General features: G+C 71.2%; 10 protein-coding genes and 1 pseudogene. 6 read left to right on the forward strand and 5 right to left on the reverse strand.

Annotation, left to right across the window (positions count from 1 at the left end; all coding sequences use genetic code 11):
* Positions 1 to 21: 21 nt before the first annotated feature.
* Positions 22 to 474 carry an acyl-CoA thioesterase gene (locus ACWDGI_RS09950; RefSeq protein ID WP_450757192.1) on the reverse strand — a complete coding sequence of 151 codons (453 nt, stop codon included), beginning with the start codon at positions 472 to 474 and terminating at the stop codon, positions 22 to 24.
* 130 nt (positions 475 to 604) lie between these two features.
* Here ACWDGI_RS09950 and ACWDGI_RS09955 point away from each other — a divergent pair, with 130 nt between their 5' ends.
* Positions 605 to 1,489, forward strand: coding sequence for a fumarylacetoacetate hydrolase family protein (locus tag ACWDGI_RS09955; RefSeq protein ID WP_450757194.1), 885 nt, complete (start codon positions 605 to 607; stop codon positions 1,487 to 1,489).
* A gap of 99 nt (positions 1,490 to 1,588) precedes the next feature.
* Here ACWDGI_RS09955 and ACWDGI_RS09960 read toward each other — a convergent pair whose 3' ends face one another.
* On the reverse strand, positions 1,589 to 3,748 hold the full coding sequence (locus tag ACWDGI_RS09960) for an MMPL family transporter (RefSeq protein WP_450757196.1): 2,160 nt from the start codon (positions 3,746 to 3,748) through the stop codon (positions 1,589 to 1,591).
* A 268-nt stretch (positions 3,749 to 4,016) separates the two neighbouring features.
* Here ACWDGI_RS09960 and hglS point away from each other — a divergent pair, with 268 nt between their 5' ends.
* Together hglS and amaB are read left to right on the forward strand one after the other, a co-directional pair.
* Complete coding sequence (gene hglS, locus ACWDGI_RS09965; protein WP_450757198.1) at positions 4,017 to 5,414, forward strand: 2-oxoadipate dioxygenase/decarboxylase; 1,398 nt, start codon at positions 4,017 to 4,019, stop codon at positions 5,412 to 5,414.
* A 25-nt stretch (positions 5,415 to 5,439) separates the two neighbouring features.
* Positions 5,440 to 6,969, forward strand: coding sequence for an L-piperidine-6-carboxylate dehydrogenase (gene amaB, locus ACWDGI_RS09970; RefSeq protein WP_450757200.1), 1,530 nt, complete (start codon positions 5,440 to 5,442; stop codon positions 6,967 to 6,969).
* Positions 6,970 to 6,999: 30 nt separating this feature from the next.
* On the opposite strand, the gene ACWDGI_RS09975 is transcribed toward amaB, so the two are convergent.
* Together ACWDGI_RS09975 and ACWDGI_RS09980 are read right to left on the reverse strand one after the other, a co-directional pair.
* On the reverse strand, positions 7,000 to 7,230 hold the full coding sequence (locus ACWDGI_RS09975) for a hypothetical protein (RefSeq protein WP_450757202.1): 231 nt from the start codon (positions 7,228 to 7,230) through the stop codon (positions 7,000 to 7,002).
* Positions 7,231 to 7,439: 209 nt separating this feature from the next.
* Positions 7,440 to 8,624, reverse strand: coding sequence for a PP2C family protein-serine/threonine phosphatase (locus ACWDGI_RS09980; RefSeq protein WP_450757203.1), 1,185 nt, complete (start codon positions 8,622 to 8,624; stop codon positions 7,440 to 7,442).
* A gap of 346 nt (positions 8,625 to 8,970) precedes the next feature.
* On the opposite strand from ACWDGI_RS09980, the gene ACWDGI_RS09985 reads away from it, so the two are divergent.
* The 3 genes and pseudogenes from ACWDGI_RS09985 (at position 8,971) to ACWDGI_RS09995 (ending at position 12,096) form a co-directional block, all read left to right on the forward strand.
* Positions 8,971 to 9,639, forward strand: coding sequence for a glycoside hydrolase family 11 protein (locus tag ACWDGI_RS09985; RefSeq protein WP_450757205.1), 669 nt, complete (start codon positions 8,971 to 8,973; stop codon positions 9,637 to 9,639).
* Positions 9,639 to 10,325 (forward strand): annotated as a pseudogene (locus tag ACWDGI_RS09990) (polysaccharide deacetylase family protein); the annotation flags it as partial. The gene ACWDGI_RS09985 and the pseudogene ACWDGI_RS09990, both read left to right, overlap by 1 nt.
* Positions 10,326 to 10,434: 109 nt before the next feature.
* Positions 10,435 to 12,096: a hypothetical protein gene (locus tag ACWDGI_RS09995; protein ID WP_450757207.1), complete on the forward strand. Its 1,662-nt coding sequence runs from the start codon at positions 10,435 to 10,437 to the stop codon at positions 12,094 to 12,096.
* Between the two features lie 9 nt (positions 12,097 to 12,105).
* Here the strand turns inward: ACWDGI_RS09995 and ACWDGI_RS10000 are convergent, their stop codons facing one another.
* On the reverse strand, positions 12,106 to 14,199 hold the full coding sequence (locus ACWDGI_RS10000) for a SpoIIE family protein phosphatase (RefSeq protein ID WP_450757209.1): 2,094 nt from the start codon (positions 14,197 to 14,199) through the stop codon (positions 12,106 to 12,108).
* Positions 14,200 to 14,232: the final 33 nt, after the last annotated feature.

Here is a 14,232-nt window from a genome sequence, read left to right on the forward strand (position 1 = left end):
GGCGGCATCTCCCGGAGGCGGTCACGGCTGCCCGGCCCCGCCCGTTCCCGTGTCCGCCGGGGCCACGGCGAGGGCGGCGATCCACTCGGCGGGCCAGGGCGCGCTCACCCGTTCCTCCCCCTGCGGCACGTGTACGACCGTGTAGCGCCCGGACGCGGCGAGCCGGCGCGGCCGGCCGTCGGTCTCCTCGCCCCACACCTCGAACCGGAACGTCAGGGAGGAGGTGCCGACGCGTTCCACGTCGAGGACCGTCGTCACCTCCTGCTGGAACCAGAGGGGGGCGGCGAAGTCGACCTCGTAGCGCACGCGGGGCGCCGCACCGAAATAACCGACGAGACCGCGCTCGCGCACCAGCGCCGCCTCGGCGGCCTCCACGAACCGCACCACAGCGGAGTCGTGGTAGTGCCCGGAGGCGTCGGTGTCCGGCCACTCCACGCGGCATCGGTGGACGGTGCGGGCCGCTTCAGGAGTCATGCCGGCCTTCCGGGGGAGAGGGAAGTGGTATCTCGTATTTTTCACGGCCGTCATTTAAAGTCAATGCGTCGCCTTGCGGTCCGCGGGCGGTCGTGGGGTGCCCGAACCCGGGCAGAGCGAAAGGGGCGACGTGAAACTTGCATCCCTCGCCGTCGACGGCGTGCGACGGTCCGGCGTCGTGGACGAGTCCGAGCGGACGGTCACGGTGCTGCCGGCGGAGATCGGCACCGTCGACGACATCGTCCGCGGCGGCCCGGAGGCCCTCGAGGCGGTCCGCACCGCGGCACCCGGCAAGACCGTGCCGTTGTCCGGGATCCGTCTGGAAGCCCCGTTGCACCGCTTCAACCGCGACGTCCTGTGCACCGGCTGGAACTACTGGGACCACTTCGAGGAGTCGAAGGGCAAGCGGGACGGACAGGACCCGGACGGGCGGCCCGAGCACCCCACCTTCTTCACCAAGGGCCCCGACACGGTCATCGGCCCCGCCGACGACATCGCCTACGACCCCGGCCTCTCCGCCAAATGGGACTACGAGGCCGAGATCGCGCTGGTCATCGGCCGCGACGGACGCTCGATCCCGGAAGAGAAGGCACTGGACCACGTCTTCGGCCTGCTCGTCGCCAACGACGTCTCCCAGCGCGACCTCCAGCGGGCGCACGGCGGCCAGTGGCTCAAGGGCAAGAGCATCGACGCGACCATGCCGCTCGGGCCCTGGCTGACGACCGTCGACGAGATCGACGACCTCACCGGCCTGCGGGTGCGGTGCGAGGTCAACGGCCGGTTGCTGCAGGACGCGACCAGCGGCCAGATGGCCTTCTCCGTCCCCCGGATCATCGCCGAGCTGAGCCGCGGCATGACCCTGCGCGCCGGGGACGTGGTCCTCACCGGCACCCCGAGCGGCATCGGCAACGCCCGTGACCCGCAGATCTTCCTCGCCGACGGCGATGTGGTCGTGACCCGCGTCAGCGGACTGGGCGAACTCCGCAACACGGTGCGCCGCACCCGCCTCACCTGAGCGGACTCCTGGAACGGGCAGGGGGCCCGCCGGACCACATGGCCCGGCGGACCCCCGCTGTCCCGAGGCCGCTGGTCGCGACCCGCTGTCCTCATGCCGCTAGCCGCGACGCCCCGCGGCCTGGTACTCGTCGTCCTCGGCGGGCGAGGAGCCGGCGTCCGCTCCCGGCTCCGCCCGGTCGGCGTGGCCCGGCCACCAGGCGGCGTGACCGATCAGCGCGGTGAGGCTCGGCGTGAAGAACATCGCCATGACGAACGCGGCGACCGCGATGCCGAAGGAGACCGCGAAGCCCATCTCCGTGAGCAGCGCGTTGCCCGCCAGCATCATCGTGGCGAAGGTCGCCGCCAGGATGAAGCCCGCAGCGGCCACCGTCGGCCCGGCGTGCCGCAGCGCCATCCCGGCCGCCTCGCGCGGCTCGCGTCCCTCTCGGGCCTCCTCGCGGAGCCGGGCGATCATGAGGATGTTGTAGTCCGTCCCGATGGCGACCACGAAGAGATACATGATCACCGGGAGCATGAACATCAGACCGGGCTTGTTCTGCGCCTCCTGGAAGATCCAGACCGTGGCACCGAGCGTGGCACCGAAGCCCAGCCCCACCGAGGCGATCAGGTACCAGGGAGCCACGATGCTGCGCAGCAGCAGTCCCAGGATCACCATGATCAGCAGCGCGGCGACGGGGAACACCGTCCGGTAGTCGTGGTTGACCGCGGAGTCGATGTCCTTGTAGATCGAGGACATGCCGCCCACGACGGCCTCGGTGCCCTCGGGAGCGTCGGCGTGCGCGACGTCCCGCACCCGGCCCACGGCGTCGATCGCCTTGTCGGTGGACGCCTCGTACTTGAGCGTGACGGTGAAGTCCGCGGTCGTACCGGCCTTGTTCACCTGGGACATCCGGGCGCTCGCGACACCGTCCACGGCCCCGAGCTTCGAGGCGTAGGCGTCGAACGCGGACCGGTCCAGCGGCTTCCCGTCGCTGCTGGAGAGATACACGTCGGTGGGCGCGGCGGCACCCGCCGAGTACGCCGTCTGCATCTCGTCCTGGACGACCATGGACTCCTTGGTCTTCGGCATGGAACCCGACGCCAGGTCGAACGTGGCCTTGTAGCCGAGCGTGCCGAGCGACAGCACGACCAGGACCAGACCGGAGACCGCGGCGGTCAGCGCCGGGCGGCGCCGCACACCGCGGCCCAGGGCCGCGAAGCGCGCGTTGGCCGGCTCCTGCTGCCAGGACTTCGAGGGCCAGAACACCTTCGGGCCGATGAGCGAGACCACGGCCGGGATCAGGGTCAGCCCCGCGATCAGGGTGACCGAGACCGAGATGGCCAGCGCCGGGCCCATCTGCTTGAGGAAGCCCAGCGTGGACAGCACCAGCGCGAGGAAGGCGATGATCACCGCGCCGGCCGCCGAGGCGATGGCCTCTCCGACCCGGTCGACCGCGTTGATCATGGCCTGCTTGGGTTCGTCACCCGCGCGCAGGCGTTCGCGGTAGCGGAACATCAGGAACAGGAAGTAGTCCGTGCCCACGCCGAAGAGCACGACGATCAGGATCGACGAGACGGAACTGTTGGCCTGAAGTCCGAACAGCTTGGTGGCGTACGCGATCAGCCCGTTGGCGATCGCCGACACCACGCCGATCAGCAGGAGGGGCAGGAACGCCAGGATCGGCGCCCGGAAGATGATCAGCAGGGTCACCAGGATGATCACGAAGGTGCCGATACCGATCAGCGCCTCACCGCGCTTGGACGAGTCCTGCTGGTCCAGGGCCTGCGCGGCCGAACCGCCGAGCTTGACCTCCAGGTTTGTGCCCTTGGCCAGTTGCTTGACGTCGTCGCGCAACACCTTGGCGGCGTCCGCCTGGACGGGCTGACCCGCCTTCTTGCTGTCCATCTGCACCAGGGTCAGGGTGTACCTGCCGTCCTTGGACGGCGGGCCGGGGACGACCTTCTGCACCTGATCGATGTGTTTGTCGCCCAGTTCGGTGGTGATCCGGGTGACGTCCTTGAGATCGGCCTGACTGAGCTTGCCGCCGTCGGTGCGCTGGTACAGCGCGATCGCGGATGGCGTGAAGGCGCTGGGGAACGCCTTCTGCTGGAGATCGGCCGCTTTGATCGACTCGTAACTCTTGGGCAGGAAACTGCTTTCGTCGCTGTTCGAGGGCAGGCTCGGGGCGGTGGCGACGATCGCCACCGCCGCGATCAGCCATGCCACGATCGTCCAGACAGGATGTCGGACGACGGCAGTGCCAATACGTCGGAACATGCGGAAGGTCCTCCTGGGTAGGAAGATCACCGCAGCCCGGGGAGCGGACCCTGGCATCGGCGACCCCGACCGGCCCGCATCCAACGGACCGGTCGCATAGATGTCTTGCGGTCATATCGTAGGGATCACAGGCGGTGATCGGTCCAGTGGGTTTCCGACGGCGCCACGACCGCCTCGCGCGCGGCCCTGTCATCTGTACGGCAGGGGGCCGGTCGGCGACCATCGAAGACATGATCGCCGTCCCGTCGTCCGCCCGGAAGGCCGAACCATGTCAACGATCAGTCAATGGCGACTGCGGGCCGCGTTCGCGGAACGGCTGTCGGAGATGTACGGCCGGGAGGTGCCCGCCTACACGACGCTGGTGGACGTCTCGCGCCAGGTCAACGAGGACGTGCTGCGGGACCGGGGAGCCGACGCCGAACGCCTCGGATCCATCGGCCGGGTGACCGCCGAGCGGCACGGCGCCATCCGCGTCGGCACCCCGCGGGAACTGCGCCAGGTCGCCCGGGTCTTCGGTGCTCTCGGTATGCACCCGGTCGGCTTCTACGACCTGCGGGAGGCCGCCGCCAGCGCCGTCCCCGTCGTCTCCACCGCCTTCCGGCCGGTCGACGGCGCGGAACTCGCCCGCAACCCCTTCCGCGTGTTCACCTCCATGCTCACCGTCGCCGACCCGCGCTTCTTCGACGCCGACCTGCGCGCGCGCCTGGAGACCTTCCTGGCCGGCCGCGAGCTCTTTCCCCCGGAGCTGCTCACCCTGGCCGACCGCGCCGCGGCCGACCGCGAACTGCCGGCGGACGACGCCGAACGCTTCCTCCGACTGGCCGTGCGGGTCTTCGAGTTGTCGAGGGAACCGGTGGACCGGGCCTGGTACCGGACCCTGGAGCGGGTCTCCGCCGTCGCCGCCGACATCGGCGGGGTCCGCGGCACCCACATCAACCACCTCACCCCGCGCGTGCTGGACATCGACGAGCTGTACCGCCGTATGACCGACCGCGGTGTCGAGATGATCGACACCATCCAGGGCCCGCCGGCCTGGAAGGGCCCCGACGTCCTGCTGCGCCAGACCTCCTTCCGGGCGCTGGCCGAGTCCCGCCCGATGCGCGCCGAGGACGGCAGCGTGGTCAACGGCTCCCTGCGGGTTCGCTTCGGCGAGGTCGAGGCCCGTGGCATCGCCCTCACCCGTGCCGGGCGGGCCCACTACGACGAGCTCCTCGGCCGCGTCGACGAGCAGGCGTCCCGGCACCCCACGGTCCCGCGCGGCGACCTCGCCCGCACCGTCTGGGAGCGGCACATGCCCGGCAGCGAGGAGGAACTCGCGGCGCGGGGCCTGGCGTACTTCACCTACCGGCTAGCCGACGGGCGGCCGCACGAAGGCGGCAGCCCGCCCACCGACGTCGGTGAACTGGTCCGGCAGGGCTGGGTGCTGGCCGAACCCGTCGTCTACGAGGACTTCCTGCCCCGCTCCGCCGCCGGCATCTTCCAGTCCAACCTCACCGGCGAGGGCACCCGCGACAACGACCAACAGGGCACCGCCTACGACGCCGACTGGCTCTCCGGCGCCATCGACCGCGAGGTCCTCGACCCCTACGCCCTCTACGAGCAGCAGCAGAACGGCTCCCTCGCCCAGGTCGCCCGCGCCCTGGGCGTCACCGGCACCCTCCGCTGACCCCTCACCCCCTGGAGGTCCCACGATGACCAGCACCGCGCTGCCCAGCACGGACAACCTGCGCACCCGCGCCCGGGCCTGCCTGCGGACCATCGGCGCCCGGGTCGCGGAGGGCGACGACTTCCCGGCCCGCACCCCCATCACCGGCGAGCACCTCTTCGGGCTGAAGTCCGCCACCGGCGACGACATCGAACAGGCCCTCACGGCCGCCCGTACCGCCTTCCTCGGCTGGCGCACCACCCCCGCCCCGCGCCGCGGCGAACTCGTACGCAGGCTGGGGGAGTTGCTGCGTGAGCACAAGAGCGACCTGGCCGATCTCGTCACCCTCGAGGCCGGCAAGATCCGCTCCGAGGCGCTCGGCGAGGTCCAGGAGATGATCGACATCTGCGACTTCGCCGTGGGCCTGTCCCGGCAGCTGTACGGCCGTACGATCGCCTCCGAACGCCCCGGCCACCGCCTGGCCGAGACCTGGCACCCGCTCGGCGTGGTCGGCGTCATCTCGGCCTTCAACTTCCCCGTCGCCGTCTGGTCCTGGAACACCGCCGTCGCCCTGGTCTGCGGCGACACGGTGGTGTGGAAGCCCTCGGAGCTCACCCCGCTGACCGCCCTGGCCTGCCACCACCTGCTCGCCCGGGCCGCCGAAGAGACCGGCGCACCCCGCGACGTGCACCGCCTCCTGCTCGGCGACCGCACGGTCGGCGAGCGGCTCGTCGACGACCCCCGGGTGGCCCTCGTCAGCGCCACCGGCTCCACCCGCATGGGCCGCGCGGTCGGCCCGCGCGTCGCCGCCCGGTTCGGCCGCAGCCTGCTGGAGCTCGGCGGCAACAACGCCGCGATCGTCGCCCCCTCGGCCGACCTGGACCTCGCCGTGCAGAGCATCGTCTTCGCCGCGGCCGGCACGGCGGGCCAGCGCTGCACCACCCTGCGCCGCCTCATCGTCCACCGCGACCTCGCCGACACCCTCGTCGAGCGCCTGACAGCCGTCTACGGCAGGCTGCCCGTCGGCAGTCCGTTCGACGACACGACGCTGGTCGGCCCGCTCATCTCCACCGCCGCCCTGGACGCCATGCACGACGCCCTCACCCGGGTCCAGGCGCAGGGCGGCAAGATCCTGGCCGGCGGAAACCGGCGGCTGGCGGAGGCGGCACCGGCGGCCGCCTACACCGAGCCCGTCCTGGTGCGCGTCGGCGAACAGACCGACGTGGTACGGGAGGAGACCTTCGCGCCGATCCTCTACGTCCTCGGCTACGACACCCTCGACGAGGCGATCGCCCTGCACAACGACGTCCCGCAGGGCCTGTCGTCCAGCATCTTCACCCGGGACCAGCGGGAGGCCGAGATCTTCCTGTCCGCCGCCGGATCCGACTGCGGCATCGCCAACGTCAACATCGGCACCTCGGGAGCGGAGATCGGCGGTGCCTTCGGCGGCGAGAAGGACACCGGCGGTGGCCGCGAGTCCGGCTCCGACGCCTGGAAGGCGTACATGCGCGCCGCGACCAACACGGTCAACTACTCCGGCGAACTCACCCTGGCCCAGGGCGTCAGCTTCCTCTGACGAGAACCTGGGAGCGGGCGGCGGCCCGTCTCACGTCCCCGGGAGCCGCTTCGCGATGTTCCCGACGACGGCCGCCGGGTTGTCCGCGTCGACCCCGGGCACGGGGGCGAGGTCGGCCGCGCCGAGCAGGGTGCAGGCGTCGAGGCGGCCCAGGGAGCCCGCGGCGGGCCGGGCCGTCCGGCGGGGCACCGGGCCGTCGTCCAGCACGCCGACCACGTGGTCGGTGGCGGCGTCGGCCAGGTCGCACGCAGCGGGGGCCACCTTGCCGAGCTTCTCCCCGACGATGCGGATCTGGTGGCGGTCGGCGGTCAGGACGGCCCGTTCGCAGGAGTCGCCGTCGGGCTTGAGGTCGACGACGGTGAGGTGCCCGACGACCCGCTTGGTGGTAACTCACGGTGGCGGAGTGCAGTCACCCGTGACCTGCCCCACAGGGGCCGCCGGGGACCGGCCCAGAACCCTCACAACACGCGTCACGGCGGCGGGTCCCCGAGCTCTTCGGTGCCGGGGACGTCGTTTCCGCCGTCCGGCACCCCGGCCGCCCCCGCGGGCAGCAGGAAGGCGGTGAGTGCGGCCGTGTCGTCCTGCAACTGGTCGCCGCTGTAGGTCTGCAGATCCTGATGGAGCCGTTCCAGCAGCTCCGGGGGCGGCATCGGTCCCCACGAGCGCAGCCGCTGGAGCAGCGGGTAGAAGGAACCGTCCGGGTCACGGGTCTCGGTGACACCGTCCGTGTAGAGCAGCAGCTGGTCGCCGGGGCCGAAGGCGTAGGTGTCGACGTGATAGGGGTCCCCGACCAGCATGCCGAGGTTCAGCGGCGGCCCCGACCGCCCCCGGTCCAGTTCGCTCACCTCGCCGGGGCGGATGAGCAGCGGCGGCGGATGGCCGCAGTTGAGGACGCGGACGACCCTCTCGTCGTAGGGGATCTCGGCGAAGACGGCGGTGACGAACCGCTCGCCCGTCTCGCTGCCCCCCAGTTGGTGGGCCCGGCGCGTCATGCTGATGTCCACCCGCTCCACCAGGGCGTTGAGGTCGGGTTCGTCGTGCGCGGCTTCCCGGAACGCGCCCAGCATCGCCGCCGCGGTCTCCACCGCGAGCAGGCCCTTGCCCCGCACGTCGCCGATGAGCAGCCGGGCCCCGTGCGCGGTCGGCACGGCCTCGTAGAGGTCGCCGCCGATCCGTGCCTCCGCGGCGGCGGACAGGTAGAAGCTCTCCAGCAGCAGGTTGCCGATCCGGTGCGGGACGGGTCTGAGCAGGACGCGCTGCGCGATCTCGGCCACGAACCGGACGTCGGCCAGGGTACGTTCCCGGCGGATCCGGTGCGCGGCCAGGATCGTGCCCAGGGCGCCGACCAGGGCCGTACACGCGTAGGCGGCGACATAGTGGCGTTCCCAGATGTAGCCGACGTCGCGTCCCGCGCAGCACGGGGTTCCGGCCAGTAAAAGTTCGAAGCCGATGCCGAAGACGGTGGCGCCCGCGACGACGACGGGCGGGTGCGCGAAGGCGGTCACCAGGGGGAGGGCGATCAGCGAGAAGCTGACCGGCCACTGCACGGGGGTGACCGGTTCGATCAGCAGCACACCGACGACGTACAGGAGCGGAAGCCAGCGCATCCACGCCGGGGGCGCGGGCAGTGCTGAATTGCGACCGTCGTGCCTCACCCGGGACTCCTGGCCTACGAATCTCGACAAGACGCCCAGCCTGGCGGGAGGCCCCCCGCCGCGCCGGTGATTGCTCCACTCAGCGGCATGTTCCGGTGCTGTCGGCAGCATTCGCCTCGGATATCGAAACATTCGAGGATTCGAGGATTCGCGCTTTGATCTCTATTTGGCCGATTGTCGACAGAGTCAATCGTAGATTCGCTTGACACCTATGTGAAGTGCGGAAATGGCCGGACGGGTAGAGCGAAGGTTTCGAAATAATTACCGAAACTGTTGACAGGTGACATGGGCAGACCAACACTCCCCACCAAGCCACACCCGCACTGGCCATACGAGGAGGCACCGCATGAACCCGCTCGACCACGCACTGAGCCGCCGGAGCGCCGGCGCCCTGCTGCTGGGCGCCGCCGCCGGGCTGGCCCTGCCCGGCACCGCCCGCGCCGCCACCGTCGTCACCACGAACCAGACCGGCACCAACAACGGCTACTACTACTCGTTCTGGACCGACGCGCAGGGCACCGTCTCCATGACCCTGGGCTCCGGCGGCAACTACAGCACCAGCTGGCGCAACACCGGCAACTTCGTCTGCGGCAAGGGCTGGAGCACCGGCGCCCGCCGCAACGTGACCTACTCGGGCAGCTTCAGCCCCTCCGGCAACGGCTACCTGTCCCTCTACGGCTGGACGTCCAACCCGCTCGTCGAGTACTACATCGTCGACAACTGGGGCACCTACCGGCCCACCGGCACGTACAAGGGCAGCGTCACCAGCGACGGCGGCACCTACGACATCTACCAGACGACGCGGTACAACGCCCCGTCCGTCGAAGGCACCAAGACCTTCAACCAGTACTGGAGCGTCCGCCAGTCGAAGCGCACCGGCGGCACCATCACCACCGGCAACCACTTCGACGCCTGGGCCAGGGCCGGCATGCCCCTCGGCAGCTTCAGCTACTACCAGATCCTCGCGACCGAGGGCTACCAGAGCAGCGGCAGCTCCACCATCACGGTGGCGTGATGAGTGCCGTACCGGAGCGCTCGTCACACCTCTGGCCGGCGACCGTCATCGCCCTCGCGCTGGCCGCCGCGGGCACGCTCGCCGTCGGCGCCGCCCCTGCCCGCTCCGCAGGCTGCGCCGGCTACGTCGGTCTCACCTTCGACGACGGCCCGTCCACCGCCCACACGCCGGGTCTGCTCAACGCCCTCAGGGCGACCGGGCTGCGCGCCACCCTGTTCAACGAGGGCCAGTACGCGGCCGCCTACCCGGCCCAGGTCCGGGCCGAGGTGAGCGCGGGTATGTGGGTCGGCAACCACAGCTACACCCACCCGCATCTGACCCAGGAGACCCAGGCGCAGATCGACTCGGAGATCTCGCGCACCCAGTCCGCCATAGCCGGCGCCGGTGGCGGCACTCCGGTGCTGTTCCGGCCGCCGTACGGCGAGACCAACACGACCGTGCGCACGGTCGAGGCCAAGTACGGGCTCACCGAGATCATCTGGGACGTCGACTCGCAGGACTGGAACGGCGCGAGCACCGACGCGATCGTGCAGGCCGTCTCCCGGCTCACCAACGGCCAGATCATCCTCATGCACGAATGGCCTGCCAACACGCTCACCGCGATCCCGCGCATCGCGCAGACCCTGGCGGCCAAGGGCCTGTGCTCCGGACGCATCTCCCAGCAGACCGGCCGCGCGGTGGCACCCTGAGAACAGCGGCACGAGTGGCGCGGCGGCCCGTCAACCGCCGCGCCATCCTCATGAGTTCGGATGAACACGAATCCTCGGCGCGCACTCCGCCACTAGTTTCGTGGGCGTGGACTACTACGACCTGGGCAGTCACAGCCGGCGCGTGACGACGACGTCCCCCGAGGCACAGACGTGGTTCGACCGGGGGCTGATCTGGACCTACGCCTTCAACCACGAGGAAGCCGTCCGCTGTTTCGAGGCGGCCGGCGCGGCGGACCCGGCATGCGCCATGGCCGACTGGGGCGTGGCCTACGCCCTCGGCCCCAACTACAACAAACCCTGGGAGTTCTTCGACCAGGAGGACCTGGCGCACACGGTGGAGCGCACGCACGCCGCCGTGGAGCGCGCCCACGCCAAGGCCGCCCACGCGACCCCCGTGGAGCGCGCCCTGGTCGTGGCACTGCGCGCCCGCTACCCGCAGGCCGCGGCCCCGGACGCGGAGGCCTGTTCGGTGTGGAACACGGCCTACGCCGACAGCATGCGCGGGGTGTACGAAAAGTCACCCGACGACCTCGATGTCGCCACCCTGTACGCCGACGCCCTGATGAACCTCACCCCCTGGCAGCTCTGGGACATCCGCGGCGGCCGGCCGGCCGAGGGCGCCCGGACGCCGGAAGCAAAGGCCGTGCTGGAGCGGGCCCTGGGCGCCGCGGCGGGCACCCGTCACCCCGGCCTGCTGCACCTCTACATCCACCTGATGGAGATGTCGCCCACGCCCGAGACCGCCCTGCCCGTCGCCGACCTGCTCCGCGATCTCGTCCCCGACGCCGGGCACCTCCAGCACATGCCCTCGCACCTGGAAGTCCTCTGCGGCGACTACCGGCGGGTGGTCTCCGACAACGCCGCGGCCGTCGCCGCCGACGAGAAATACCACGCCCGCGCCGGCGCGATGAACTTCTACACCCTCTACCGCTGCCACAACCTGCACTTCCGGATCTACGGCGCGATGTTCCTGGGTCGTCTCCAGGACGCCCTCGCCACGGCCGAACGGCTCGAAGCCGCCGTACCGGAGGAACTGCTGCGCGTGACGAGCCCGCCGATGGCCGACTGGCTGGAGGGCTTCCTGGCGATGCGGGTGCACGTCCTGATCCGGTTCGGCCGCTGGGAGGACATCCTGCGCCTGCCGCTGCCCGCGGACCCCGGCCTGTACTGCGTGACCACCGCGATGCTGCACTACGCGCGGGGCGTCGCCCACTCCGCCACCGGCCGGACCGCCGAGGCCGAGGCGGACCGCGCCCGCTTCCGGGAGGCGGCCGCCGCCGTACCCGGGACCCGCATGCTGTTCAACAACACCTGCGCCGACATCCTGGCCGTCGCCGCCGCCATGCTCGACGGCGAACTCGCCTACCGCAAGGGCGACTTCGACACGGCCTTCGCCGAACTGCGGCGGTCGGTCGACCTGGACGACAACCTTCCCTACGACGAACCCTGGGGCTGGATGCAACCCACCCGGCACGCCTACGGCGCCCTGCTCCTGGAACGCGGCCGGGTCGAGGAGGCCGAGGCCGTCTACCGGGCCGACCTCGGCCTGGACGACACCCTGCCCCGGCCGTTGCAGCACCCCGGCAACGTCTGGTCCCTGCACGGCTTCCACGAATGTCTCCGGCGGCTCGGCAGGGACGGCGAGGCACGGATCGTGGCCCAGCAGCTGAAGCTCGCGGCGGCGACCGCGGACGTACCGATCAGCGCCTCCTGCTTCTGCCGTACCGACTGCTGCGGTACGCCGTAGAGAGCCGGTTCAGAGCGTCCGCGCGACCAGCAGCGCGACGTCGTCGTGGTCGTCCGGGTGGCGCAGGCCGTGCAGCAGCAGGTCGCAGGTCTCCTCCAGCGGCCGGTCCGGCTCGTCCAGGAAGCCGAGCAGGACACCGAGACGGTCGTCGATGGGATGGCGGCGGGTCTCGACGAGGCCGTCGGTGTACAGGACCAGGAGGTCACCGGCGGCGAGGTCGACGGTGCTGGTCTCGAAGGGGATGCCGCCGACGCCGAGCGGGGCGGCCGGCGGCAGTTCCAGCAGCGTCGGCGCCTCCCCGGAGTGCACCAGCGCGGGCGGCATATGGCCGGCGTTGGCGATCTCGCAGCTCCGGGTGTGCGGGTCGTACACCGCGTAGAGACAGGTGACGATGTAGTGCTCCAGGTCGCAGGTGATCTTGTCCAGGTGCTGGAGCACCGCGGCCGGGGGCAGCTCCAGGTCCGCGTAGGCGCAGGTGGCGGTGCGCAGCCGGCCCATGGTGGCGGCCGCGTCGATGCCGTTGCCCATCACGTCGCCGACGACCAGCGCGGTGCGGTCCTCCGACAGCGGGATCACGTCGTACCAGTCGCCGCCGACCTCACTCGTCGCCTGGGCGGGCTGGTAGCGGGAGGCCAGCTCGAGGCCCGTGTGGTGCGGCGGATGGTCGGGGAGCAGGCTGCGCTGGAGCGTGAGGGCGGTGTTGCGGACGCTCTGGAACCAGCGGGCGTTGTCGATGGCCACGGCGGCCCGCCCGGCCAGCTCGGTGGCGAGCACCACGTCGTCCTCGTCGAAGGGCAGCGGATTGCGGGTGCGCTTGAGGTCGAGGGCGCCCAGCACCTCCCCGTGGGCGATCAGCGGCACGGCGAGATACGAGTGCACCCCGGCCTGCGCCAGCAGATCGCCCGCCTCGGAGTTGCGGGCGATGCGCGGCAGATCGTGGGGGCCGACATGCGGGACCAGGACCGGCCGCGCGGTGTGCACGCACAGCGTGACCAGCCGGTCGCCGTCGTAGGCCGCGAGGTCACCGGGCGGGTCGGCGGCCCGCAGCGCGACCGTCGGATGGGCCGCCTCGAGGGCGAGGGCACGAAACAGCTCGGGACCGTTCTCCGGTCTGCGGGAGCGGCGCAGGGCCAGCGCCGAGTCCAGCACGTCCACCGCGACCACGTCCGCGAGGACCGGGGTGGCGATCTCGGCCAGCTCGTGCGCCGTGCGCTCCACCTCCAGCGAGGTGCCCACCCGGGCCGAGGCGTCCGCGATCAGGGCGAGCCTGCGCCGGGCCCGGTCGGCCTCGGCGGCCGCGCGGTGCCGCTCGGTGACGTCGACCACCGAGGTCGCCGCCCCCAGGACGCGGCCGCCGGGATCCTCCAGCCGGTAGAACGACAGCGACCAGGCGTGCTCGCGCTCGGGATCGGTCGGCGGACGGCCCACGTGGTACTGGTCGAGGAGCGGGGTGCCGGTGGTGAGCACCTGGCGCAACGCCGATTCGACGCTGTCGATGTCGGGCAGCGGAAGGGTCTCCCGCAGATGGCGGCCGATGTGCTCCTCGGCGGGGACGCCGTCGATCCGCTCCAGCGCGGGGTTCACCAGCAGATACCGCAGGTCCGGGTCGAGGAGTGCCAGGCCGATCGGTGACTGGTTGATCAGCCGCTCGCACAGCGCCAGGTCGGTCTCCACCCGCTGGAGCATGGTGTGGTCGGCCACGATGCCGAGCGCGTACACGTCGCCGAGATCGTCCAGCAGCCGCATGGTGCGGAACTCCATCAGCCGGCTGCCGCCGTCCTTGCGCCGGACCGGGAAGGCGCCGGCCCAGCTGCGGCCGGTCTCCAGCACCTCCATGAACATGTTCACCACGGCCTTCAGATGCTCCGGGTGAATGAGCAGTTTCGCCGCGTTCTTGGTCAGGGCCTCCTCGGCCGTGTAGCCGAAGAGCTCCTCGGCCTGTGGGGTCCAGAACACGATCCGACCCTGCGAGTCCAGCGCCACCGCGGCCACGCTCAGCACGTCCAGCAGCCCGGTCGGGCGCGCTCCGCCGGGGCTGTACCCGTCATACCCGTCACCGCCGGAGCCGTCCGAGCCACCGGCTCGCAGGAATCCCACAGCCATGCCACCACCACCTCCACCGGCCGGCGGGCCGAC

This window comes from Streptomyces sp. NPDC001220 (assembly GCF_053597895.1).